This is a genomic window from Burkholderia sp. Ed8, assembly GCF_040761425.1.
In the GTDB taxonomy this organism is placed as follows: Bacteria; Pseudomonadota; Gammaproteobacteria; order Burkholderiales; family Burkholderiaceae; genus Burkholderia; species Burkholderia seminalis.
Genome location: NZ_CP142889.1, coordinates 58780 through 82361, shown reverse-complemented (window position 1 = coordinate 82361; position 23582 = coordinate 58780). Strand labels below are relative to the sequence as shown.

General features: G+C 67.0%; 24 protein-coding genes. 9 read left to right on the top strand and 15 right to left on the bottom strand.

What is annotated here, in order from left to right:
• Positions 1 to 161: 161 nt before the first annotated feature.
• From VXM69_RS34620 to VXM69_RS34590, 7 genes are all read right to left on the bottom strand, one after another.
• Positions 162 to 1217, bottom strand: coding sequence for an ABC transporter permease (locus VXM69_RS34620; RefSeq protein WP_367190620.1), 1056 nt, complete (start codon positions 1215 to 1217; stop codon positions 162 to 164).
• Positions 1217 to 2767 carry a sugar ABC transporter ATP-binding protein gene (locus tag VXM69_RS34615; protein ID WP_367190619.1) on the bottom strand — a complete coding sequence of 517 codons (1551 nt, stop codon included), beginning with the start codon at positions 2765 to 2767 and terminating at the stop codon, positions 1217 to 1219. The genes VXM69_RS34620 and VXM69_RS34615 overlap by 1 nt, the downstream gene beginning before the upstream one ends.
• Positions 2768 to 2869: 102 nt before the next feature.
• The gene (locus VXM69_RS34610; protein ID WP_367190618.1) at positions 2870 to 4252 is read right to left on the bottom strand and encodes an LLM class flavin-dependent oxidoreductase; all 1383 of its coding nucleotides are present in this window, start codon (positions 4250 to 4252) and stop codon (positions 2870 to 2872) included.
• A 26-nt stretch (positions 4253 to 4278) separates the two neighbouring features.
• The gene (locus tag VXM69_RS34605; RefSeq protein ID WP_034190419.1) at positions 4279 to 5046 is read right to left on the bottom strand and encodes an ABC transporter permease subunit; all 768 of its coding nucleotides are present in this window, start codon (positions 5044 to 5046) and stop codon (positions 4279 to 4281) included.
• Positions 5043 to 5777 carry an ABC transporter permease subunit gene (locus VXM69_RS34600; RefSeq protein WP_059562182.1) on the bottom strand — a complete coding sequence of 245 codons (735 nt, stop codon included), beginning with the start codon at positions 5775 to 5777 and terminating at the stop codon, positions 5043 to 5045. The genes VXM69_RS34605 and VXM69_RS34600 overlap by 4 nt, the downstream gene beginning before the upstream one ends.
• Positions 5778 to 5781: 4 nt before the next feature.
• The gene (locus tag VXM69_RS34595) at positions 5782 to 6585 is read right to left on the bottom strand and encodes a transporter substrate-binding domain-containing protein (RefSeq protein ID WP_049036649.1); all 804 of its coding nucleotides are present in this window, start codon (positions 6583 to 6585) and stop codon (positions 5782 to 5784) included.
• A 175-nt stretch (positions 6586 to 6760) separates the two neighbouring features.
• Positions 6761 to 8068: an NtaA/DmoA family FMN-dependent monooxygenase gene (locus tag VXM69_RS34590; protein WP_367190617.1), complete on the bottom strand. Its 1308-nt coding sequence runs from the start codon at positions 8066 to 8068 to the stop codon at positions 6761 to 6763.
• Between the two features lie 339 nt (positions 8069 to 8407).
• On the opposite strand from VXM69_RS34590, the gene VXM69_RS34585 reads away from it, so the two are divergent.
• Positions 8408 to 8605, top strand: a complete 198-nt coding sequence (locus VXM69_RS34585) for a hypothetical protein (protein WP_367190616.1) — start codon at positions 8408 to 8410, stop codon at positions 8603 to 8605.
• A 60-nt stretch (positions 8606 to 8665) separates the two neighbouring features.
• Here VXM69_RS34585 and VXM69_RS34580 read toward each other — a convergent pair whose 3' ends face one another.
• The gene (locus VXM69_RS34580) at positions 8666 to 9667 is read right to left on the bottom strand and encodes an AraC family transcriptional regulator (protein ID WP_367190615.1); all 1002 of its coding nucleotides are present in this window, start codon (positions 9665 to 9667) and stop codon (positions 8666 to 8668) included.
• Between the two features lie 58 nt (positions 9668 to 9725).
• On the opposite strand from VXM69_RS34580, the gene VXM69_RS34575 reads away from it, so the two are divergent.
• A complete protein-coding gene (locus VXM69_RS34575) occupies positions 9726 to 10781 on the top strand; it encodes an SDR family oxidoreductase (protein WP_367190614.1) in 1056 nt (351 codons plus the stop codon).
• 37 nt (positions 10782 to 10818) lie between these two features.
• Here VXM69_RS34575 and VXM69_RS34570 read toward each other — a convergent pair whose 3' ends face one another.
• The 5 genes from VXM69_RS34570 to VXM69_RS34550 form a co-directional block, all read right to left on the bottom strand.
• Entirely contained in the window at positions 10819 to 11280 is a 462-nt protein-coding gene (locus VXM69_RS34570) for a MarR family winged helix-turn-helix transcriptional regulator (protein ID WP_034190413.1), read from the bottom strand.
• 160 nt (positions 11281 to 11440) lie between these two features.
• Positions 11441 to 12154, bottom strand: coding sequence for an SDR family oxidoreductase (locus VXM69_RS34565; RefSeq protein WP_069706427.1), 714 nt, complete (start codon positions 12152 to 12154; stop codon positions 11441 to 11443).
• A 72-nt stretch (positions 12155 to 12226) separates the two neighbouring features.
• Positions 12227 to 12601 (bottom strand): hypothetical protein, encoded by a 375-nt coding sequence (locus VXM69_RS34560; protein WP_124609944.1) that lies wholly within the window; start codon positions 12599 to 12601, stop codon positions 12227 to 12229.
• A 33-nt stretch (positions 12602 to 12634) separates the two neighbouring features.
• Positions 12635 to 13516: an NmrA family NAD(P)-binding protein gene (locus tag VXM69_RS34555; protein WP_059562193.1), complete on the bottom strand. Its 882-nt coding sequence runs from the start codon at positions 13514 to 13516 to the stop codon at positions 12635 to 12637.
• A gap of 383 nt (positions 13517 to 13899) precedes the next feature.
• The gene (locus VXM69_RS34550; protein ID WP_034190410.1) at positions 13900 to 14823 is read right to left on the bottom strand and encodes a LysR family transcriptional regulator; all 924 of its coding nucleotides are present in this window, start codon (positions 14821 to 14823) and stop codon (positions 13900 to 13902) included.
• A 105-nt stretch (positions 14824 to 14928) separates the two neighbouring features.
• On the opposite strand from VXM69_RS34550, the gene VXM69_RS34545 reads away from it, so the two are divergent.
• The 7 genes from VXM69_RS34545 (at position 14929) to VXM69_RS34515 (ending at position 20742) form a co-directional block, all read left to right on the top strand.
• Positions 14929 to 15663, top strand: coding sequence for an SDR family NAD(P)-dependent oxidoreductase (locus VXM69_RS34545; protein WP_367190613.1), 735 nt, complete (start codon positions 14929 to 14931; stop codon positions 15661 to 15663).
• 11 nt (positions 15664 to 15674) lie between these two features.
• A complete protein-coding gene (locus VXM69_RS34540; protein ID WP_034190409.1) occupies positions 15675 to 16442 on the top strand; it encodes an SDR family oxidoreductase in 768 nt (255 codons plus the stop codon).
• Positions 16443 to 16469: 27 nt separating this feature from the next.
• Entirely contained in the window at positions 16470 to 17066 is a 597-nt protein-coding gene (locus VXM69_RS34535) for an NAD(P)-binding domain-containing protein (RefSeq protein WP_059562196.1), read from the top strand.
• A 501-nt stretch (positions 17067 to 17567) separates the two neighbouring features.
• Positions 17568 to 18410, top strand: coding sequence for a transporter substrate-binding domain-containing protein (locus tag VXM69_RS34530; protein ID WP_367190612.1), 843 nt, complete (start codon positions 17568 to 17570; stop codon positions 18408 to 18410).
• Positions 18407 to 19141, top strand: a complete 735-nt coding sequence (locus VXM69_RS34525; protein WP_367190611.1) for an amino acid ABC transporter permease — start codon at positions 18407 to 18409, stop codon at positions 19139 to 19141. The genes VXM69_RS34530 and VXM69_RS34525 overlap by 4 nt, the downstream gene beginning before the upstream one ends.
• On the top strand, positions 19131 to 19916 hold the full coding sequence (locus tag VXM69_RS34520; RefSeq protein WP_367190610.1) for an amino acid ABC transporter permease: 786 nt from the start codon (positions 19131 to 19133) through the stop codon (positions 19914 to 19916). Before VXM69_RS34525 ends, VXM69_RS34520 begins: the two co-directional genes overlap by 11 nt.
• On the top strand, positions 19903 to 20742 hold the full coding sequence (locus VXM69_RS34515; RefSeq protein WP_367190609.1) for an amino acid ABC transporter ATP-binding protein: 840 nt from the start codon (positions 19903 to 19905) through the stop codon (positions 20740 to 20742). Before VXM69_RS34520 ends, VXM69_RS34515 begins: the two co-directional genes overlap by 14 nt.
• Position 20743: 1 nt before the next feature.
• Here the strand turns inward: VXM69_RS34515 and VXM69_RS34510 are convergent, their stop codons facing one another.
• On the bottom strand, positions 20744 to 22075 hold the full coding sequence (locus VXM69_RS34510) for an LLM class flavin-dependent oxidoreductase (RefSeq protein WP_367190608.1): 1332 nt from the start codon (positions 22073 to 22075) through the stop codon (positions 20744 to 20746).
• Positions 22072 to 23439 carry an MmgE/PrpD family protein gene (locus VXM69_RS34505; protein WP_226230203.1) on the bottom strand — a complete coding sequence of 456 codons (1368 nt, stop codon included), beginning with the start codon at positions 23437 to 23439 and terminating at the stop codon, positions 22072 to 22074. Before VXM69_RS34505 ends, VXM69_RS34510 begins: the two co-directional genes overlap by 4 nt.
• Positions 23440 to 23582: the final 143 nt, after the last annotated feature.

The window sequence follows — 23582 nt, the reverse complement described above, 5'->3', positions numbered from 1 at the left end:
GCCTGTCTCCACATTGGACAATATCGGCTCAATCTATCAGCGCCGCATGCAAACTCAAACCGAGCGATTCGAAAATGGATATCACTTCGGATGGCAAACCGTTACCGTTCCGCGAGCCGGCCGATCCATGCGAGCCGCTGCGACGCATGACGGCACGTGCGTCACGCGCGCGCATCCGTCCGACGCCCGATGCCGAACGTGAACGCCAGCGCGAGCACGAGCAGCGCCCCCTTGATGAAATCCTGCATGTAGTACGGGGCATTCAGCATCGTCAGCCCGTTGAGCAGCACACCGACGAATACCGCGCCGACGACGGTCCCGAACACGTTGGGCCGCTTCGCGCCCCATACCGCGTAGCCGATCAGCGCGGCGGCTACCGCATCGAGCAGCAGCGAGTGGCCGGCGCTCACGTCGCCTCGACCGACCCGCGCGGCGATCAATACGCCGCCCAGCGACGCGATCGCACCCGATACGACATACGCGGCCACGCGGTAGCACGCGGCGGGCGCACCGGCAAGCCGCGCGGCCGTTTCGTTGCCGCCGATCGCATAGATCACGCGGCCCCATCGGGTCGCCTCCATCGCGACACATGCGACTGCCGTGATAGCGACGAGCAGCAGCACCGGCAACGGCACCACGTCGAACACGCGCAACCGGCCGAGCGCGAGAAACGCGTCGGGGAACACGCCGGTTGCATCCGTACCGTCGGGCAGCACCGAGCCGGTCGCGAGCGAACGGCCACCGGTCGGAATCAATTGCAGGCCGGCCATCAGGAACAAGGTGCCGAGCGTCGCGAGCTGGTCGGGCACGCGCAGGCGCGTGATCAACACGCCGTTGAACCACCCGGCGGCCATGCCGAGCGTCACGCAGGCGATGACCGCCGCCAGCGTGCTGCCGTGCCACACGACCAGCACATAGCTGGCGGCCATCTGCGCGGTCGCGGCCACGCTGCCGACCGACAGGTCGAAACCGCCGGCCGCGAGCGTGATCGTCACGCCGACGCCGAGCAACGCGACGATCGACACCGACTGCAGGATACTGAACAGATTGTCGACGTTCAGGAACGCGGGTTCCCTGAGCGCGAAGCCGATCACCAGCAGGACCAGCACGAGCAGGATGCCGGTGCGCTCGAGAGCGTCGCGGATGCGGGCCGGCGCGGCGCGCGGCCGTTCGACGGGTGCGGCATCGTGCTCGGCGGAAGAAGTCACGGTTTTCATCAGGGGGCGCTCAGGGTGGAGGATGTCGAAGGCAGGTCATCGAGCGTCGCGCGATCGAACCGCACGATACGGTCGGCGATCTCGGCAGCTTCTTCCACATCGCTGACGAACACGATCGTCGCACGGGCATGCGCGTGACGCCGCAGCGTATCGACGATATCGGCCCGCGCGCCGGCATCGATGCCCTGAAACGGCTCGTCGAGCAGCAACAGCCGCGCGGGTTCGGCATGCCAGCGTGCGAGCACGACCTTCTGCTGATTGCCGCCCGACAGGCGGACCACGCGATCGTCCGGGCCGGTGCAGCGGATGCCGAACCGTGCGATCGCCTCCGCGGCGGCCGCGCGTTCACGCGCCCTGCCCACCGGGCCGCGCGCGAACCAGCGCGCCAGAAACGGAAAACCGATCGTGCCCGCGATCGACGCGAACGGCACGCTGTCGGGAAACAGCGACGTGCGCCAACGGTCCTCGCCGGCCAGGAAGACGCCGGCGCGAATCGCATCGGCCGGCGAACGCGGGCGCCACGGGCGGCCGTCGAGCGTCATGTCGCCGGACACCGCCCGCGCGGCGCCGAAGATCGTGTTGGCAAGACGCGACTTGCCGCCGCCGACCGGGCCCGCGATCGCGACGATCTCGCCGTGCCGGACATCGAGGTCGAACGGCGTGCTGGCCGGCGTCAGCCGAATACGCCGCATGCTGAACGCGGCGTCCGACTCGCGCGCCGCGGCGCGGGCCGGTGCCAGCTCACGCGTTTTCGGCAACGGCCGTCCGATCATCGTTTCCACCGCCGCATCGAAATCGACGGGCGCGGGCAGATCCGCGACGATCCGGCCATCGCGGACGATCGCCACGCGGTCGGCCATGCGGCGCAAATCGCCGAGCCGATGCGACACCAGCAGGATCGCCACGCCATCGCGGCGCAACGCGTCCAGCAGCGCGAAGAGCCGCTCGGCCTCCGGTGCGGACAAGCTGGCGGTCGGCTCGTCGAGTATCAGCAGCGACGGCTGTCCGCCAAGCGCGCGCGCCAGCGTCACGCGCTGCTGGTCCGCCAGCGACAGCGACGCCAGCGGCGCGGCCAGGTCGACGTCGAGCCCGACCCGCTCGGCGAGCGGTCGCGCCGCGGCACGCCGTGCGGCCGGCGTCGCACGCCACGGTGACGCCCGATCGCACAGCCGGTCGAGCAGCAGGTTGTCGGCGATCGACAGCGTCGGCACGACCGCGTCGACGACCGACTGGTGGACGGTCGCGACACCGAGCCGCTTGGCGGCGTGCGGCGACGCCGGTCGATACGGTTCGCCGCGCAGTGTCAGCGTGCCGCCGTCCGGGCGCAGCGCGCCGCTCAGGATCTTGACGAAGGTCGACTTGCCCGCGCCGTTCGCGCCCATCAGCGCGACGACTTCGCCCGCGTCGATCGACAGATTCAACGCCGACAGCGCGACGGTCGCGTCGAAACGCTTCGCGATGCCAGCCGCGCGCAGGACCGGTGGCGATGCCGATCGATGTGATCGACTTTCGCGCGTCGCACCGGCAATCCCGTTCGCCGTCGCATTCATGCCGGATACCCCTGTCGGGCACGGCGTGGTTGAAACCGGAACAGCACGTCGTGATTCACGTCACGTACCTCCCCTGGTAGCAGCTCGGTATCGCCCGGCTCGTCACCGTTCGTCGGATGCGGATTGCCGGAACGACGCGCCATGCGCGGTGTCCGGCAGACGGTCGCGGCCGCTCAGCCGCGAGCGGAAGGTACCGGCCGGCGAAGTCGTCCGGTACAGGCCGCGCTTTTTCAGTTCGGGCACGATCAGTTCGGCGAAATCGTCCAGCGTGCCCGGGCTGATCAGCGGATTGAGCATGTAGCCGCTCGTGGTCGACTGCCGTGCATGCTCGGCGAGCTGATCCGCGACTTCGTCCGGCGCGCCGACGAGGATCAGGTCGGTGCCGCGCGTAACGCTCGCGAACTTGCGCCGCACGTCGCCGGCCGTGAGCGGCTTGCCGCCGCCGTCGGGCCGCACGACGTAGGACGTGAGCCCTTCCGTGCGCGTCGTCAGCGGTTCGTCGTCCGCGTAGCGGTCGATGTCGATACCGGTGTCGCCCGCATAGCTGACGAGCTGTGCGTGCTGATGGTAGTGCTGCTGCAGCGCGTGGTATTTCTCCTTCGCGTCGCTCGAGGAGCGCGCGGTCACGATCCGCAGCACGGTCAGCGACTTCACGTCGTCCGCCGCCCGGCCGCGTTCGGCCGCCAGCCGGCGAATCTCGTCGAGGCCGGCGCGGATCTCGTGCGGATTCGACTTCGCGACGAATACCACCTCCGCGTGCTTCGCCGCGAACTCGCGCCCGCGCCCGGACCAGCCGGCCTGGATCAGCACGGGCGAGCGCTGCGGCGACGGCGCACAGACGTGCGGCCCCTGCACGCGATAGTGCGTGCCCTCGTGCGCGATCGGCCGCACGCGGTCGCCACGCGCATAGCGCGGCGCGTGCTTGTCGGCCACGACCGCGTCGTCCGCCCAGCTCCCTTCCCACAGTTTGTACACGACGTCGAGAAATTCCTCCGCGCGCGCGTAGCGTTCGTCGTGGCCGACCATCCGGTCGAGCCCGAAGTTGCGCGCCGCACTCGTCAGGTAGGACGTCACGATGTTCCAGCCGATCCGGCCGTTGCTCAGATGATCGAGCGTGCTGAAGCGGCGCGCGAGCGCGAACGGATGCTCGTAGGTCGTGCTCGCCGTCACGCCAAACGCGAGCCGCTCGGTCTGCGCGACAAGTGCCGGAATCAGCATCATCGGATCGTTCGCGGGCGCCTCGACCGCCCATCGCAGTGCCGCGTCGGCCGACCCGCCATAGACGTCGTACAGGCCGAGCACGTCCGCGAAGAACAGCATGTCGAGATCGGCCTGCTCGGCCGTGCGTGCGAGATCCGACCAGAACGCGAGCGTATTCGCGCGCAGCCGTTCGTCGGCCGGATGGGTCCACAGGCTCGGCGCGCCGCCGCAGCCGACGCTGGCTTGTTCGTACAGGGAAAACAGCAAGGGGCGAGGATCGGACATCGTGGGGTTCGTTACCAGGGCAGGAATCAGTTGGGTGCCGCCCACGCGTTGGGCGACGCGCGGCGACGGCGTGCAGGCACGCGAGCGTGGGGGGCGCGCGCCAGATGGCGATTGACATGCCTCTCGAGACGAGAGGCCGGAATGGTGAGGAGCGCGACCAGCACGACATAGACGACGGCCGCGCCGGCCAGCGGCTCGTAGACGCGCAACGTCTCGAAGCGCAGCGTATTGGCCGTTCCCATCACGTCGAACACCGTCACGGTCGACGCGAGGACGGTCGATTTCAGCAGCAGGATCGCCTCGCCGATGAGCGCGGGCAGCGCGAGCCGCCACGCGCGCGGGCCGACGATGCGGCGCAGCACCTGCACGCGCGTCATGCCGTATGCGTACCCGGCCTCGATCTCGCCGGCCGGCACGCCGGCGATCGCGCCGCGCAGAATCGTCGCGACATACGCGCTCTCGTTCACGCTCAACGCGACGATTGCGTACCAGAACGCGTCGCGCAGCAGCGGCGATGCCCAGCTGTCGCGCATCCATTCGCGCGGGACGATCTGCCCGAATCCGTAGTACAGCAAATACAGCTGAACGAGCAGCGGCGTGCCGCGAACGAGCATGATCCAGCCGCGCGCGGACCAGCGCAGCGGCGCATGGCGCGCACCAGCGGCAAGCGCGAGCGGCACGCCGAGCAGCACGCTGGCCGTGCCCGACAGCAGCGTCAGCGCGAGCGTCGTCGGCACCGCGGCGAGCAGCTTCGGCATCACCGTATCGAACAGGAACGGCAGCGAGAAGATCATGCGGTTGCGCGCCTCGTGCCACGGTTCGCGTGCCGCTCGAGCACCGCGAAGATGCCCGTCGACGCGATGCTCAGCAGCAGGAACAACGCGGCCGTGACGAGATAGAAGAATACGTAGTGACGGGTCGCGCCGGCCGCGAGCTGGCTCGCCTTCAGCAAGTCCGTGAACGAGCCGAGCACGCTGATGAACGACGCGTCCTTGGTCGCGTTCAGCCACACGTTGCCGACGCCCGGCAATGCGAGCCGCGCGGCGGCCGGCAGCCGGATGCGCGTGAACGTCTGCCATGGCGTCATCCCGTATGCATGCGCGGCTTCGATCTCCCCGATCGGCACGTTGACGAGCGCCGCGCGGAAAATGTCGGTCAGATACGCGCCCTGGATGAAACCGAGCGACAGCGCAGCAACGAGGAACGGCGGGAACGCGAAGCCGTCGGGCACCAGGCCGCCGCGGTGCAGCGCGACCTCGACGGCAGGCGCGAGCGCATAGAACGCGAGCAGCAGGCACAACAGCTCGGGCAGCGCACGCACCAGCGTCGTGTAGAGCCGCGCGAGCCATGCGAGCGGCGCGTGGCGCGACAGCTTGCCGAGCGCGCCGGCGATGCCGAGCAGCACGCCGGTGCAGAACGACGCCGCCGCGACGCCGAACGTCAGCGCGAACGCGCCCGCGAACACGTGGCCATATCCACCGTCGTCGAATGCAAGCAGCGCGAGCAGCGAGTCGTCCGCGGCCATCGGGTCAGCGGCCCTTCTCGATCGTGCCCTTCAGGTTCGGATAGCGGGCGGTGATCGCATCCCACGTACCGTCCTGCTGCAGCTGCGCGATCGCGGTCGACAGCTTGCCGCGCAGCGCATCGCCGCGGCGCACGCCCGCGCCGACCCCAAGGCCCAGCAGCGGATTGTCCGCGCAGGTCGCCTTGACCTCGAAGTCCTTGCCGTCGCGCGACGCGAGGAAGGCCGTGAACAGCCCCTTGCCTTCCTGCACGTAGTCGACACGGCCGGACACCAGATCCGCGAGCGCGTTGTCGAACTTGTCGAATGCCTTGATCTGCGCGTCCTGCTTGAAGCGGGCATCGAGGAACGCCGAGAAGTTCGTGCCGGCCTCGACACCGATCACGCTGCCCTTGACGCTCGCGGGCACCGCGCAGTCGACGCGGCGCCGGTCGCTTTTCGCGCCGACGAACACCGTCGGCGATTCGTAATAGGCACGGCTGAAATCGATCGCTTTCTGCCGCTCGCCGGTGATCGTCATCGACGACCAGATCACGTCGATCTTGCGGTTCTGCAGTGCCGGAATCAGGCCGTCCCACGCAATGTCGGTGAGCTCGCACCGCACGTTCAGTTTGCCGCACGCGGCATCGAGCACGTCGATTTCCCAGCCCTTCCACTTGCCGCCCGCGTCCTTCGAAAAGAACGGCGGATACGACTCGGCGTCGATGCCGACGCGCAACGTCGGCTGGGCCGCATGGGAAGCCGGCACGAGGCCGAGCACGAACAGCGCGGCCGCGGCACGGCGGACCCTGGAACGCATCAAACGATTCATGTGGCGAATTTCTGAAATAACGTCGGAACGACCGGCGTCGCAGCCGGCAGGAGGCGAGACTGTAATGCGTGCCGAAGCGTGTACCAAATGGTTATTTTTTCGATGAATATCTGATCGCGCGATATGGCGGAATGGCGCACCGCCGAACGCGACGCACGGTGCATCGTTCGCCCGCTCACGCCTCCGCTGTTTCGCGCCGCAGCGCCGGCAGCTCCAGATTCGCGCGGAAATCGCCGCCCACGTAGTCGGTATCGAGCAGGCCGCGACGCCGCAATTCGGGCAGCAGGCCGTTGAGCAGCAGGTCTTCCTGGTCCGGCTGGCCGAGCCCGTGCAGCGACAGCACGTCGACGAGCCCCTCGCGATAGCGCGCCTCGATCGCATCGGCGAGCTGCTCGGGCGTACCGGCGACGAACCAGTGGCCGGTCTCCTGTGCGCGGATGATCAGTTCGCGCAGCGTCAGCCGCTGGCGCGCATAGGCGACGAAGATGGCGACACGCCCTCGCCGGCGATGGACGCTGTCGATAGCAGGCAGCAACGCCGCCGGCAGCGGCTGATCGAGCGGCAGGTCGCGCAAGTCGACACTGCCGCCGAGCATGTCGGCGAGCTTCAGCCTGCCTTGTTCGTAATCGATGCGCTCATGCTTGTCGCGCAATCGTCGCGCGACGTCGGCATCGGACTCGCCGATCACCGAATGAAACGAGTTCATCACGAGCGGCGGCCGGTCGCCGCGACCGAAGGCGGCGTCCTGCCGGCGCAGCTCGGCGACGAACGCGCGCGCATCGTCCTGCGTCGGCTGAGACGTGTAGACGACCTCCGCGTACCTCGCGCCGAGCGATACGCCGCTGGCCGACTGCCCGGCCTGAAACAGCACCGGCCGGCGCTGCGGCGACGGCGGCACGTTCAGCGGCCCCCGCACCTGGAAGTGCTCGCCGTGGTAGTCGATCGCACCGAGCTTGCGCGGGTCGACCGAGAGGCCGCCGCCCTGCGCGCGCCGCGTCGCACGCGGATCGTTCGCATCGAACAGCGCGTTGACGACTTCGACGAATTCGGCCGCACGGGCGTAACGCCGTTCGGGGTCGGGCAACGCCGCGTCGCCGAAATTCTCCTCGCCGACCGACGACGTGACCGCATTCCACGCGGCCCGCCCGCCGCTGACGTGATCGAGCGTGCCGATCAGTCGCGCGAGGTTGTACGGATGGTGATACGTGGTCGACACCGTCGCGACGAGCCCGATCGACGAGGTCGCCTGGCTCAATGCCGCCAGCGCGACGATCGGCTCCTGGCTGCCCGTGGTGCCGGCCAGGCCAGCCGCGTCGGCCTGCAGCAGGTCGGCGGTAAAGAGGCCAGTGATCTTCTCGGCTTCCGCCTTGCGTGCGAGCGACGCCGCGCGGCGCACACCGTGCACGACGTCCGGGTCGCCGGGCGCGTACAGCACGCTCGCCGCACCGACGAGCGTCTTCAGTCGTCTGCGCGCGCCGCTCATGACGCGGCTCCGTTCGTCGCGCCACGGCGTGCGCTGCGCGTCGCGTATCGTTCGCGTGGATCGTTCATCTGCATTCCTCGTGATTCCGTTCGATCGGTGGCGGCATGCCGGCATCGCGACGGCGAGCACGCTCGCGCCGGGCCGTCCAGCATGCGCTGGGAACGCGCTGCGGGGGGCGCAGCCACTGACCATAACGCAAGCGCCCGGGGCGGCAGGAACGAATATTTTCGGCTTTCGATATTCTTCTTGATTGTTTGACCGTGCGAACGGCGCCGCAAAATAATTCGGCATGCCAAACCCGTTGATCAGGCCGCTTCGACCCGCGCCGATCGCCTCATCATGACGTTCGACGCCATCCGCTCCCACTCCGATTTGTCTGCGCTGCCGTTCCGCGTGAGCGTGCTCGACAAGAGCCCGGTAGCATCGAGGGACACGCCCGCCGACGCGCTGGCGCACCCGTACACCGCGTCGCTGCTCGATGCGCTGCCGGCGCTGCCTGGCGTGCATGCCGCGGCGCCGCCCGCCGTGCCGGCATGAACCTCGACGGTTCTCATTGAAGCGCCGCCATGAGACGGCGGCAGTGCCGAACCGGCAGCGTCAGCTTTCCCCGCGAACGCCGCCGCGTTCACTGCCGATGTTTTCGGCAGCCGTTCGAGCGATATGACGATAGGCCGTCGGCGCATGTCCGGACATGCGCTTGAACGCGTTACTGAATGCGCTTTCGGACGAATAGCCGAGCGACTGCGCAAGCAGGGCGACCGGGATGCTCTCGTCGCGCAAACGGCGTTCCGCAACCCGCATGCGCCACTGGCCGAGATAGGTCAGCGGCGCGACGCCAGCGCTCGCCCTGAAGTGCGCAGCGAACGTGGTTCGTGACATCGCGCACGCGGCGGCAAGCTCGTCCAGATGCCACGTGCGTGCGGGATCACCGTGCATCAATCGCAGTGCCGGTGCGATGCGTGGGTTGCTCAACGCACGCAACCATCCCGCCAACGGCGCGGACGCGTTCAGATGGGCGCGCAGTATCTGAATGAAAAGCAGTTGCGAGAGCTGGGCCGATACGAGCTGCGCGCCGGGCAGATCGGCCGCACGCTCTTCCACGAGTTGCTCGAGAAGCCAGCGCACCCTCACTGCCTGCGGCGATGCGGCCGGTACGTGAATCCAGGGCGGCAGTACGTCCGACAGCAAGTTGCCGGTTACCGGATCGAGCAGGACGTGTCCTCCGATGTGGGCGAAATCATCGCCGTTGCCCAGTGTCGCCGACGACTTGCCGGCGCCCGAGAACAACGCCATCGCATCGACGGGTGGAACGCCAGGATCACTGGCGAGGACAAAGGATCGTTTTGCCGTCAGCAGACCGACATCACCGCTTTCAAAGCGGATCGGCGTTTCCTCTTCGTCGATGCAAACCCAGCACGTGCCCTTCACCACCGCAAAGAATTTGATCTTGTCGGGTGCCGGAAAGCGAATGGCCCAGGCGCCGCCGGCCGAGAAGCCTCCCGTTGCCAGCGATTCGGCGTTCGCGAATCTCAGGATGTCGGAGAAGGGATCGTCGCTCATCATCGTACTGTCGCGCAAGTAAATCGCACTATAAAGCATTAACAAGCGGCAGACCGGCCCTTAACCTTCCGGTTCTTCGTCCCTGACATTCAACGACATGAACAGCAATACCAGCCTCGAATCGGTTCTCGTAACGGGCGGCACCGGCTTCATTGCACAACACTGCATCCTGGCGCTGCTGCATCGCGGCTATCAGGTACGAACCACCGTCCGCTCGCTCGCGCGCGAAACGCAGGTGCGCGCCCAGCTCGAAAGAGGCGGCGCGGAACCCGGAGATCGTCTGTCATTCGTCGAGGCGGATCTCCTCGCCGACGACGGCTGGCAACGGGCAACCGCCGGCTGCGCCTACGTCGTGCATGGCGCGTCGCCCACGCCCACCGGCACGCAGTCGAGTGAAGACGATTGGGTCAAGCCCGCCGTGGCAGGCACGCTGCGCGTGCTGCGTGCGGCGCGGGACGCGGGTGTCCGGCGCGTCGTGCTGACCTCCGCTTTCGGTGCGATTTGCGCCGGACACGGGCCAATGAACCGCCCCTTCGACGAAACCGACTGGAGCAACCTGACGGCCGCCGATGTCTGGCCTTATCAGAAGTCGAAGACGTTGTCGGAACGCGCGGCATGGGACTTCGTCGCGCGAGAAGGGCACGGCATGCAACTGTCCGCGATCAACCCGGTGACGGTTGTCGGGCCCGTGCTCGGCGACGACTATTCGCACTCCATCCGCCTGATCAGGGGCATGCTGAACGGCCAGCCCGGCAATCCGCGCATCAATTCCGGCTTCGTCGACGTGCGCGACGTCGCCGACCTGCATGTGCGGGCGATGATCCACGACGCCGCGAACGGAGAGCGCTTCATTGCCATTGCCGGCGAAAGCATGTGGCTCGCCGAAGTCGCGCAGGTGCTCAAGACGCGCATGGGCGATGCCGCGCGCCATGTGTCCACCCGGGTGCTGCCCGACTGGCTGGTGCGCATCGGCGCGCTCAGGGATCCGGCGCTGCGAGGATCGCTGCCGCTGCTCGGCCGCAACCTGAACGCCACCAGCCAGAAGGCCATCGGCTTGCTCGGCTGGTCGCCCCGCCCGCGCGAGGACGCCCTTGTTGCTACCGCCGAAAGCCTCGTGCGCCTCGGACTGCTGCGCGATGCAGGCCAGCGATAACGACAGCGGATTTCATCGCCCTTCGTCGAATGACTGCTCAGTCTTGCGACGAGCGCATCGATACGTCGCCGATCTGCACGCCTCTCAACCCTTCTCGCAACGCCGTCACATTGGCCACACCGTTCAGTTGCTCGAACTCCCGTTGCGCTTCCTGCCAGAGCGGGGAGGCTCTTTCGTGCAGGCGCCGTCCCTCCTCTGTAAGTTCAACGAGGCGGCTGCGGCCGTCGGTGGGCGACGGCTTGATCGTGACGAAGCCGTCGCGCTCCAGGAAGCCAACCATCTTCCCCATCGCCGTTCGTTCGATATCGAGCCGTTCGGCAAGGGCGTTGACCGGCGTACTTCCCACTTCGCGCAGGGCGGCCAGCGTGAGGAATTGCGTGATGCGCAAGCCCGAGGGCTCGAGATGACTATCGTAGAGTCGGGAGATCTGCCTGCTCGCCTTCCTTACGGTGAAGCAGTTGCATTGATCGATGCCAAGCGGCTGGTTGACGGGCAACATCGGGGGCACTCCTGATTTCGGTTCCTTGCGCGAACGCGACGCACACGTCGCGCAAGGGTATGGTCGTATCCATCGATGATAGCCGGGAGCGACAACGCTGGCGCACGATCCGCGCACCTCGTGTCTCGCCGCCCAATCCGGCCCGTGTCGACCGCGGTGTTCAAAGCCCTGCCGGCGGCGTGATGTAGCCGGGTATCTCGGCCGCGAGCGTGCTCTTCAGCACCGCGGTCCCCTCGTCGGCCATGACCTCGCTCTTGCCGGCGGCGAGCGCGTCGTAGGTCCGTCGTACGACGTCGCCGGGACTGGCTTTGGGCACGTCGATGCCGTTGGTCAGATCGGTATCCACGAACCCGACGTGCAGGCCGAGAACCTGGATGCCGCGCTCGCGCAGGTGAAAGCGAAGCTGGTTCGTGTAGCTCCAGGCGGCGGCTTTCGACGCGGCATACGGCGTCAGATAGGGCCGAGGGAGCCACACGATATCGGAGAGCACGTTGATGATCGCGGCATGCGGCTGGGCCGCGAGGATCTGTTCGAAGGCCTGTGTGACGCGCACCACGCCGTAGTAGTTGGTATCGAACAAGCGGGCGGACTGCGCTTGCATGTCGGCCGCCAAAGGCCCGTCGATCAGCGCGGCGATGCCCGCGTTGTTGATCAGCAGCGTCGTGTCGGCCGCCCGTTTCGCGGCCTCGGCGATCGACGCCGGATCCGTGACATCGATCCTGACCGGCACGATGCCCGGCTCGTCGAAACCGCTCGTGTTGCGCATACCGGCGTACACTTTCGCCGCCCCGCGCCGCAGCGCCTCGCGTGCAAAAGCGAGGCCCAGGCCGCGATTGGCGCCGGTGATGAAGACGGTGGCGTTCTTGATATCCATGACAAGCTCCTGTTTCAAAAGCCGCGTGCCGGGGGCGTGTCGACGCCCGCCATGAGCACGCGGGTGCCTGGCTCAGAGAAAGACGTGTTCCGGCAACTGTTTCGAAAGCGACTCCCGCAGATGGGTCGCGAGAGTCAGTACGGCGCCAAGCGGGCTCATTCGCACGCTGACTCGCGGCACCGAGCCGTCGGCGTTGCGATCGACGACCACGACCGCGCTCAGCATCTCGCCGCTCGTCAGTACGGCCTCGTATTCGAGAAAGAGCCGCGAGCCGACGGCCTGAACGAACGTGGGCGTCTGCGAGACGTAAAAGGTCCCGACGGCGTCGACGGCGAGCCGGATTTCGTCGCGCCCGGTCACGGGCGTGCGCAACACCGAGCTGACCAGTTCGGCATCGGCCGTCAGATCATCGAGAAACGGGTGACGATCAGGCTGGATGGGTGACATGTTCAAACCCCTCGATTCGTTTCAGGGACGTGTTCACACGAATGCGGCCCGATATTTCTCGACGAACTGCTGGACCGACAGCGGCGGCGTTCCGGTGATCTTCTCGACGGCGTCGTTGGTGCCCGAGAAGATGCCGTCTCGGTAGTTCTGCGCGACTTCGACCAGATGCTGCGTGAGGAACGGCGGAAACTTGTAAAGGGTCTCCATCTTGATTCGGAATGCCTCGATGGAAATCGGCGCGTATTCGATCCGGGCGCCGAGAACCTCGCTCATCGCGTCCGCGATCTCGACGTGGTTCATCTCGACGGGGCCGTGCAGCGTGTAGGTCTTGCCCCCGTGGCCTTCGGGTTTGGCGAGGAGGTGGGCGATCACGCGTCCCTGGTCGTCGCTGGAGATGGGCGCGTGACGGCCGTTGCCAAACGGAAATTCGATCTTCTTCGTGGCCCATATCTCCCGCGCAAAATGCGGATAGACGAGCCAGTCGGCAAAGAACGTCGGGCGCAAATGCGTCGTCGCGACGCCCGACCAATCGAAGACCTGCTCGGAGACCCAGTGATCCTGTGCCGCGTGGCTCAGCGACGCCCGGCGCGCGGAAATCTGCGACATGTTGACGATCGCCGTGACCCCCGCCTCCTTTGCCGCCTGTGCGAAATAGGCTGCGGCCCCGATGATCCCCGGCGCGATCGGATGAAGGAAATACGCCGATCGGATGCCTTCCATCGCTGCCCGAATGTCGTCGATGCCGGTGAAGTCGCCGACCGCGACATCGACACCGCGCCGCCTCAGGGCTGCCGCCCGATCGTCATCGGTGCGCACGTAGGCACGCACGCGTTTGTGCATCTTGAGCAGTTCGTCAATCGCCATACCTCCGGTGCGTCCGGTTGCACCGCTCACAAGAATCTCAGGCTCGTTCATCGCTTCGCTCCGTTCGAAAATGAGAGCATATGCTCCCTTCAGACAAAGAATAGGAGCATATGCTCTCACAGTCAAGCTTTTTGGTTGGCGGGGCGACGGCGCTGGAGTTCATCAGTCAGGAGCCCGAGTATTCGACCTGCCCGCCGATTCGGCCGGGCTGCAAACCGCAAATCGCCGTTCGCGCTGGCCCTCGCCAACGATTCGCTCAGCGACGATGCGACTCATCAGCGGGATGGCCAAGGGATCGCACCATCTCTGGAGCCGACAGTTGAGTGCGCATCCGGCGGGCGCGAGCGAACAAATGAAAATGGCAGGAATCAACCGACAGCCGCCCTCCGACTGGCGACTTTCGATTGCGAATTCAACCCGTCAGCGGCCGCACGTTACGTCGACTTCCCTCTTCCCGCCTTTTGTGGCGCCCGATTGCCGAGCAGTTCGACCAGCCGCGCCTCGCATCCGGAAAGCGCGTACCCGCGCCGCTGCGAGATCATGAACGTCAGGGGACGCATGTGCCAGGCACGCCGCTTGAGCTCGACAAGGGCGCCGTTGGCGAGGTCCGCCTCGACCATGTGGCGCGGCATGTGCCCCCAGCACAGGCTGCCTTTGAGCAAGTCGTGCTTCGCGCCGAGGTCGTTCACCCACCATTGGCGTTCACTGGCGACTCCCTGCTGGGTCTTTTCCGCATCGGGCTGGTTGTCGGTGACGACGAGCTGGATGTGCCGGCCGAATTCCTCGCGCGGGATCGGCATCGCCATCGCGGCCAGCGGGTGCGATGGCCCGCAGACGGTCACCATCTGCGCATCGCATAAATGATGCCGTTCCACGGTGCCCGGGCTCAGCTCGGGCACGTCCGTGATCGTGACCGCCAATGCGCACGTCCCGTCGAGAACCAGACGCTCGCCGCCCTGCATGGTTGTCATGCGCAGATTGATTGCAACCGTCGGAAAGTCCGCCTGCACGGTGTGCAGGCATTCAATCAGGTGCGCCCGCGAAAAATAGGTGTCCACGGCGATCGAGACCTGCGGGACGCCGGTCTCGGCAATCGCCACCGCACGCATCTTCATTTCCTCGGTGCGCGAGATCACCCCGCGTGCATCAGGCAGGAGGCTGCGGCCCGCGGCCGTGAGCGTCGCTTTGCGCGTGTTGCGCTCGAACAGCACCACGTCGAACGCGCTCTCGAGCGCGCTGATCGCATGACTGACCGCCGACTGTGCACGCCTCAGCTCCCTCGCGGCGCCGGAAAAGCTTCCCTGGTCACACACGGCAACGAACGCCCGAAGTTGATTGATGGTGACGTTGTCCAGCATATCTATCTATAAAGTAGATGGTACTTATAGATATTCAGTCAATTGGCTTCATGAATCAAGTGCTCCAGAATCGGCGTGTCACTTTTGTTTCGAAGGATGCACGACATGAACAGACTGAATGGCAAGACTGCCGTGATCACCGGCGGCGCAACCGGCATCGGCCGCGCCGCGGCGCAGCGCTTCATCGAGGAAGGCGCTTTCGTCTACCTGTTCGGCCGCCGGCAGGCGGCACTCGACGCCGCGGTGGCCGAGCTGGGGCCCAATGCCCGCGCGGTGAAGGGCTCGGTCGCCGATCCGGCCGACCTCGACCGGCTCTACGCGGCGGTCAAGGCGGAGCGCGGCACCCTCGACATCGTCTTTGCCAACGCCGGAGCGGGAAGCCCGCTTCCGCTCGGCCAGCTCACCGCCGAGCACATCGACGAAATCTTCGACACCAACGTGAAGGGTTCGATCTTCACGGTCCAGAAGGCGCTGCCGCTGATGGGCCCGGGTGGTTCGATCATCCTGACCGGATCGAGCGCCGGCACCACGGGAGCCCCGGGATTCACGGCCTACAGCGCGAGCAAGGCCGCGGTGCGCAACCTCGCGCGGACCTGGGCGGCGGACCTGAAGGGCACCGGCATCCGGGTCAACGTGCTGTCGCCCGGGGCGACGGCGACCGAACTCGCCAAGGAGGCGCTGGGCGAAGCGGGCCAGAAGGCCTACGGTGCGATGACGCCGCTCCAGCGTATGGCCGATCCGGCCGAGATCGGCGCGGTGGCGGCCTTTCTTGCGTCGTCGGACAGCAGCTTCATGACCGCCAGCGAGGTCGCCGTTGACGGCGGCCTGGCACAGCTCTGAGGAGAAAAAAGATGACGCAATCACTGAAGGGCAAGACCGCGCTCGTGACCGGGGCATCACGAGGCATTGGCCGCGCCATCGCCGAACGTCTGGCAAAGGACGGGGCGACCGTCGCACTGACCTACAACGCCAGCACATCCGGCGCGGACGAAACGATCGTGGCCATCGAGAAAGCGGGAGGCAAGGCGTTCGCCGTCCACGCCGATCTCGTTGATCCGACGACCGTCCCGGCATTGTTCGAAAGACTCGACGACGAGTTCACGAGGCGGAACGGAAGCAAGACTCTCGACATTCTGGTCAACAACGCCGGCAATTCCGGCTGGCTCGGCTTCAAGGAAGCGACGCCTGAGAGTTGGGACACCCTGATGGCGGTCTACGCCCGCGCGCCCTTCTTCATCATTCAAGCCGCACTGGATCGCCTCGCCGACGGCGGGCGCATCATCAACATATCTTCCGCGGCCGCCACGAAGCCCGTGACGGCCGCGCCCGTCTACTCGATGGCGAAAGCAGCCATCAATACCCTGACCCATACGCTCGCAATCGAGCTGGGGCCGCGTGGCATCACCGCGAACGCCGTGGCGCCGGGCTTCACGCGAACGGATGCGAACGCCGCCTTTCGGGAGAATCCCGAACTCGTCAAGGCGGCCGAGGCCCAGATCGCGCTGGGCCGCTTCGGCGAGCCTGCGGAAATCGCCGCTGTCGTGGCGTTCCTGGCGTCCGATGAGGGCCATTGGGTCACCGGCCAAACGATTGAAGCGAGCGGCGGTTACAAGCTCTGAGCACACCGAGAAACGAAGGAGAAACCCATGCGTTACGCAATCGTCGGCTTCGGCAAGATCGGCCACGCATTGGCCAGGGCGTTCGCCCGCAACGGCATCGACGTGGCCGTTGCAAGCACGCGCGATCCGGCAAGCTTCGCGTCCGATGCGGCAGCGATCGGGCGTTCGATCATTCCCGCCACGCTGGCGGAAGCGGTCAAGGCGGACATCATCTTTCTGGCGGTCCGTTTCGAGTCGCACCCGGCGGTCGCGAAAGCGCTGCCGGACTGGACGGGCAAGATCATCGTCGACGTGACGAACACCTTCGCCCCGCCCGAGGAACTGGACGGTCTTCCCTCCTCTGCGTTCGTCGCGCACGCGTTCACCGGAGCCAGGCTGGTGAAAGGCTTCAATCATCTGGCGGCGGCCATTCTCGGCCAGGACCCGGCCGTACAGGGCGGCAGGAGAGTCGTGTTCCTCGCGAGCGATGATGACGGTGCCGCGGCGGAGATCGGCGCGCTTGCGGAAAAACTGGGTTTCGCGCCGATATCACTCGGCGGACTTTCGGACGGTGGACTGCTTGTTCACGCGCGCGGAAACAACTGGGGAAAACTGATCTTCAAGGACTTGATCACGTTTGACTGACGGTCAACGGTTTCCGGATGTTCCCTGAGCCGACGAGTCGGAGGGCACCCACGACAGAATTATTTTGATTCGCATGACGAATCACCTCCTCCACCGATTCCGGGTCGACGACGCCGTTTCGCCGGTCGTCGTCGACCCAGGGAAGTGAAACCACCGCGAGTTCAAACGGTTGTCCGCCACACGCTCGAGTCGTCTTCCAGCGGGCATCGCCCCGAGCCACGGGGCCGCATGCGCGTGCGTGATCGCTGGCGCCGCGCCGCATGGCGCGGCCGGCCGACCGGTTCGCGCAGATCCGTTCAGCATCCGCTCGCGCGAGCCCTCCGCTACACCGCCATTTTGGCCGCGAAAACGTCGCGTTCCTCTGCGTAAATCGGAGGATCAGATAACGGTATGAGAATTTGTTGGTTCTTGGATGCGTTCCACATCCCGAAAATACAGGCTCCCGACAACCGGGCGCGCGACGCTCCGCCCCGCGTCGCTCCAACAACGTTCCTCTTTCCCATGTTCAGCAGATCGTTTCGCACTACGTCGGGCCACGCGCTTTTCCTCGCCGCCCTCCTTTCCGCTTTTTCCGGTGTCGCTCGCGCGGACAGCACGCTCGATCGCATCCATCAACGTCACAAGATCTCGATCGGCGTGATCCTGTCGGGCCCGCCGTTCGGCTCGCTCGATCCCGCGACGCAAAAACCGGTCGGCTTCAACGTCGATCTGGCGAACGACGTCGCGAAGCGGCTCGGTGTCGACGCCGAGCTGACACCGGTGCAGCCGTCGAACCGCGTGCAGTTCCTGCAGCAGGGCAAGGTCGACGCGCTGATCGCCAACATGGAGCTGACGACGGAGCGCGCGGAGATACTGTCGTATGCGCCGACGCCGTTCGAATCCATCGGCGGCGCGCTGATCGCGCGCAAGGACAGCGTTATCAAGTCCTGGGCCGACTTGCGCGGCAAGCCGGTCTGCGTGTCGCAAGGCAGCAACTACACGAAGCCGCTCGCGACGGAATACGGCGCGCAGGTGAAGGCCTTCCGCGGTCAGCCGGAATCGCTGCTCGCACTGCGCGGCAACAACTGCGTGGCCGCCGTGCACGTCGCACCGACGTTGCGCATGCTCGTCGCGCGCAACCTCGACTGGAAGGACTATACGACCCCGCTGTCGAGCGACCTGATTCCGTCGCCGGCCGTGATTTGGGTCCGCAAGGGCGAGACCGATACCCAAAACGCGCTCGACCGGATCGTCCAGGACTGGCACCGCAGCGGCTGGCTGCTCGACGTCGAGCGGAAGAACGGAATGACGCCGTCGCAAGCCGTGCTCGACCTGCACGCGAAGCTCAAGGCGCAGCGCACATGACGGTGGCCGCCGCCGTCGATGCACTCCGCACGTTCGGCCTCGATTACAGCTTCGTGCTCGCCCCGGACGAACGCGCGTCGTTCGTGCACGGGATGGGCGTGACGCTCGAACTGTCGATCGCGACCGCGTTCGGCAGCCTCGCCTGCGGCATCGTGCTCGCCGCGCTGCTGGTATCGCCGAGCGCGGCGCTCGCGCGCCCTGCGCGTGCCTTCGTCGAAGTCACCCGCAACACACCGACGCTCGTGCAATTGTTCTGCGCATTCCTCGTCGTCAACATGCTGATCAGCGCCGCACTGCGCGATCTGGGCGGCAATCCGCTGACGCCGTTCCTCTGGAGCGTCATCGTGATCTCGCTGCACAAGGGCGCGTTCCATGCTGAAGCGCTGCGCGCCGGCCTCGACGCGGTCCCGCGCGCAACGCTCGAGGCAGCGCAATCGCTCGGCTACAGCCGCCGCCAGCGGCTCTGGCACGTGCAACTGCCGCTCGCGGTGCGCTTCGCGCTGCCCGCGCTCGTCAACAACCTGGTCGACCTCGTGAAGATGACGACGGTCGCCTCGGCGATCGCCGTCGGCGACGTCACCTATGCGTCGATCATGATCTGGACGCAGCGCGACAACGTGCTCGAGCTGATGATCCTGATCCTGCTCTTCTTCGGCGTGCTCACGTTCGCGGTCAACCTCGCGGGACGCTGGCTGGAACACCGCCTGAGGATACCCGGCTATGGCCATTGACTTGCGCGCACAGCCCGTGCGCGTCGTGCGATGGCCCGCCGTCGCGGCGACACTGGCTGCGCTGGCCGTCGTCGCGCTGGCCGTCGCGGCCCGCCATCACCCGACCCTCGTCGCGCTCGCCACGTGGCTGCCGGCGCTCGGCAAGGCGATGCTGGTCAACATCGGCATCAGCGCGATCGCGATCGCGATCGGCACGCTCGCCGGCCTCGTGCTCGGCCCGCTGACGCTGTCGCGGCTCGGCATCGCACGCGTCATGGCGCGCGCGTACGTGCAGGTGTTCCGCAACGCGCCGCTTCTCGTGCTGATCTATTTTTCGACCTACGTATTCCCGTTCGAGATCAGGTTCGGCCATGCGGCGCTGCCGTTTCCGGACTGGTTCAAGGTGACGCTCGGCCTCGCGCTGCCCGCGAGCGCGAACTTCGCGGAAATCTTCCGCGGCGCGATCCAGTCGATTCCGCGTGCGCAGTGGGACGCCGCCCGCTCGCTCGCGTTCAGCCGCGTGCAGGTGTTCCGCTGGATCATCCTGCCGCAATGCGTACGCCGCATGCTGCCGCCGTGGATGAACCTGTATGCGAGCATTGCGATGGCGACCGCGCTCGCGTCGCTGGTCGGCGTGCACGACCTCCTCGACACCGCGCAGGTCGCGAGCAACACCGTCGCGCGTGCCGACTTCACCGTCGTCGTCTATTTCACGGTACTCGGCCTGTTTTTCGCGTACTGCTACCCGATCGCCCGTTTCACCCGCCTTCTCGAACGACGTCATGCATTCCACTGAAACTCCGCGCGGCGCGGACGAGCCGCTCGTCCGCCTGCGCGACGTGCATCTGTCCTACGGTACGACGCCCGTGCTGCGCGGCATCGATCTCGACGTGCACCGCGGTCAGGCCGTGTCCATCATCGGTCCGTCCGGCTCCGGCAAATCCACGATCCTGCGTTGCATCACCGGGCTGTTGCGGCCGCGGCGCGGCCTGATCGACGTCGACGGCACGCGCGTCGACCGGCTCGCATCGGAGCGCGACGAAATCGCGCTGCGCAAGCGGGTCGGTTTCGTGTTCCAGCAATACAACCTGTTTCCGCACCTGAGCGTGATCGACAATCTCGTCGTCGCGCCGGTACGGATTCTCGGCCGCGATCGCACCGACGCGGTGCGCACCGCACACGCACTGCTCGAACGCGTGCGTCTCGCGGACAAGGCGCATGCCTACCCCGGCGAGCTGTCGGGCGGCCAGCAGCAGCGCGTCGCGATCGCCCGCGCGCTCGCGATGCAGCCCGACCTGATCCTGTTCGACGAGGTGACGTCCGCGCTCGATCCGGAAACCGTCGGCGACGTGCTGGCGGTGATTCGCGATCTCGTGCGCGACGGCATGACCTGCGTGCTCGTCACGCACGAGATGCGGTTCGCCGAGGAAATCAGCGACGTCGTCTACTTCACCGAGGCGGGCGTGATCGTCGAGCACGGGCCGGCCGCGCAACTGTTCCGCGCGCCGCAAAGCCCGCGCACGCGGGCCTTCCTCGCCCATGCGCTCGGCCCGGCCGGCCGCGCCCACGCAAGCCGCGACGACGCGCCGATCGCCCTGGACCTGACGCGCTTCGCGGTCTGACTCAACGCGCGGCGTAGCGGCTCGGCGGGCGCGCGAGCCCGAGATGGTCGCGCAGCGTCGTTCCCCCGTATTCGGTGCGGAACAGGCCGCGCCGTTGCAGTTCCGGCACGACCTGCTCGACGAAATCGTCGAGTCCGCCCGGGAAATAGGGCGGCATGATGTTGAAGCCGTCTGCGGCGCCGCCATCGAACCACTCCTCGAGCGCGTCCGCGACCTGCGTCGGCGTGCCCCACACGATCCGATGCCCGCGTGCGCCGGCGACGAGATAATAGAGTTCGCGCAGCGTGAGGTTCTCGCGGCGCGCGAGATCGGTCAGCAGCTTCGCGCGGCTCTTCAACTGGTCGGATTCGGGCAGGTCGGGCAGCGGGCCGTCGAGCGGATACTTCGACACGTCGTGGCCGAGACGGTCCGACAGCAGCGTCAGCGCACCCGACGTATCGGTCCATTGCTGGAGCTGCGCATATTTGTCCTTGGCTTCCTGCTCGGTGCGGCCGATCACCGGGAACACGCCCGGCATCACGGCAATTGCGTCCCGGGCGCGGCCGTATGCCGCGAGCCGCCCCTTCAGGTCGCGATAGAAAGCCTGCGCTTCCTCGAGCGTCTGCTGCGCGGTGAACACGACTTCCGCGGTGCGCGCGGCTAGCTCCTGGCCGGGGCCCGACGAGCCGGCCTGGATCACGACCGGATGGCCCTGTGGCGGACGCGACGCGTTGAGCGGCCCCTTCACGTTGAAGAAGTGTCCGACGTGATCGAGCGTGTGCACCTTCGCCGGGTCGAAATACACGCCGCGCGCCTTGTCCCTGACGACCGCGTCGTCGTCCCAGCTGTCCCACAGCCCCTTCACGACATCGACGAATTCGCCGGCCATCTCGTAGCGCTGCGCGTGATCCGGATGATTGCCGCGCGTGAAATTCGCGGCGGTGCGGTCGTATGAAGTCGTCACGACGTTCCATGCCGCGCGCCCGCCGCTCAGGTGGTCGAGCGAGGCGAACACGCGCGCGATATGGTAAGGCTCGCTGTACGTCGTCGACGCGGTCGCCGCCAGGCCGATGCGCCGCGTATGCATCGCGAGCGCCGATAGCAGGCTCAGCGGCTCGAAGCGCATGGCCATCGACGGATGCGCGTCGGGGCCGCTCGTCAGGCCGTCGGCCAGGAAGACCATGTCGAACTTCGCGCGCTCGGCGGTCTGCACGACGCGGCGCATGAGATCGAAGTTCTCGCTGCCGGATTCGGCATCGGGGTGGCGCCAACCGGCGACGTGGTGTCCAGCGCCCTGGAGGAACAACCCGAGACGCATCTGGCGGCGGGAAAGTGTGCTGCGATCGGTGCTCATGATTGAAGCGGCGTAAAGGTGTGGAAAAGCCGGGCGAGATCGGCCGTGCTTCGCATCGTGTCGATCAGTGCCGGGACGAACGCGAGTGCGGGATCGTGAGCGGTCGCGTCCGCGAACTTCGCGGCAAGGTCGTCGGCACCGACGAGGCGTTCGGTGCGTTGCCGCAGCGTGTCGCCGTTGCGCAGCGCAATCTCGACGACCGAGAAACGCGTCGCAGGATCGGTCGACGCGCGCGGCGCCGCGGCATCGTGGCGCCGCGTCACGCGTGCGGCGAGCGCGATCAGGTCGCCGCGCACGGGCACGTCGGCGAACGTCGCGACACCGGGCGGCCCGTCCGTCAGTGCGGCGGCCACCGCGTATTCCACGCTGAAGCGCGCTTCGAGGCCGGTGGCCGGCAGTCGGTTCGACAGCGGCGTATCGCCGCCGGGCGGGAACGTGACCGCGATGCCGTCGATGTCCGCCGGCGCGATGCGATGGCGGGCGCGCAAATCGAGCGCGGCCTGCACGGCGTAATGAGTTGCCGTGCAGCACGGCCACGGCTTGAAGTACAGCCCCGGCGCCACGATCTGCCACGGCGCGCCCCAGTCGGCCAGCACGCGCGCCGGTTGCGACGCACCGCCGCCGAACACGGCGAAGAATCCCTCCGGGCCGTCGAGTGCGCCCGGTGCGCCGGCCAAGCCGGCCTCGGCAAGTTCCGCGGCGAGCAGCCCCGCGCGTGCCGCCAGGCCCGCGTGCAACGGCTTGACCTCGCTACCGAACTGCAGCCGCAGCCCGGCCGATTGCGTCGCGGCGATGCCGAGCGCGTTTTCGGTGGCCGCCGCATCGAGCCCGAGCAGACGTGCGGCGGCCGCCGCCGCGCCGAGCGTGCCGAGCGTCGCGGTGTTGTGGAAGCCGAGTTCGTAGTGGCGGCTGCCGAGCGCGAGACCGATTCGCGCCATCGTCTCGACGCCGACGACGTATGCATCGAGCAGTTCGAGCGCGCTGCGGGCGCGCACCTGCGCGAGCGCGAGCAGCGCCGGCAGCAGCACGGTGCCTGGATGGCCGCGCACGCTGCTGTGCACGTCGTCGTAGTCGAGCGCGTGGCCAGCATAACCGTTGAGCAGCGCGGCATGTTGCGACGATGCCGGAATCGCACTGCCGATCACCGCTGCCGCGCCGGTCGATTCTCGAGCGCACACCGCCAGCAGCTTGCGGTAACCGTTGTCGCGAGCGCCGGCGAACGCGGCGGCAAGAAAGTCGAGCAGGCCGCGCCGCGCGGCAGCGATCGCGGACGGATCACGCGCGGGTTCGGCGCACGCGATCGCCTCGGCCAGCCGGCGCGTGATGTCGCCGGCCGTGCCGTCGGGAATCAAGTGGGAAGACATGTCGGCAGTTGGAAAGTCGCGAATCGCCGCAACGGGCGGCGCAACCGGGAACCGTCCGGTTCCCGCTCGAATGGGAGCGTTGGATACTAGCGAAGCATCCGTGCGCGCCCAACCAAGTATTCGAGCTTTCTATATCGCGTAAT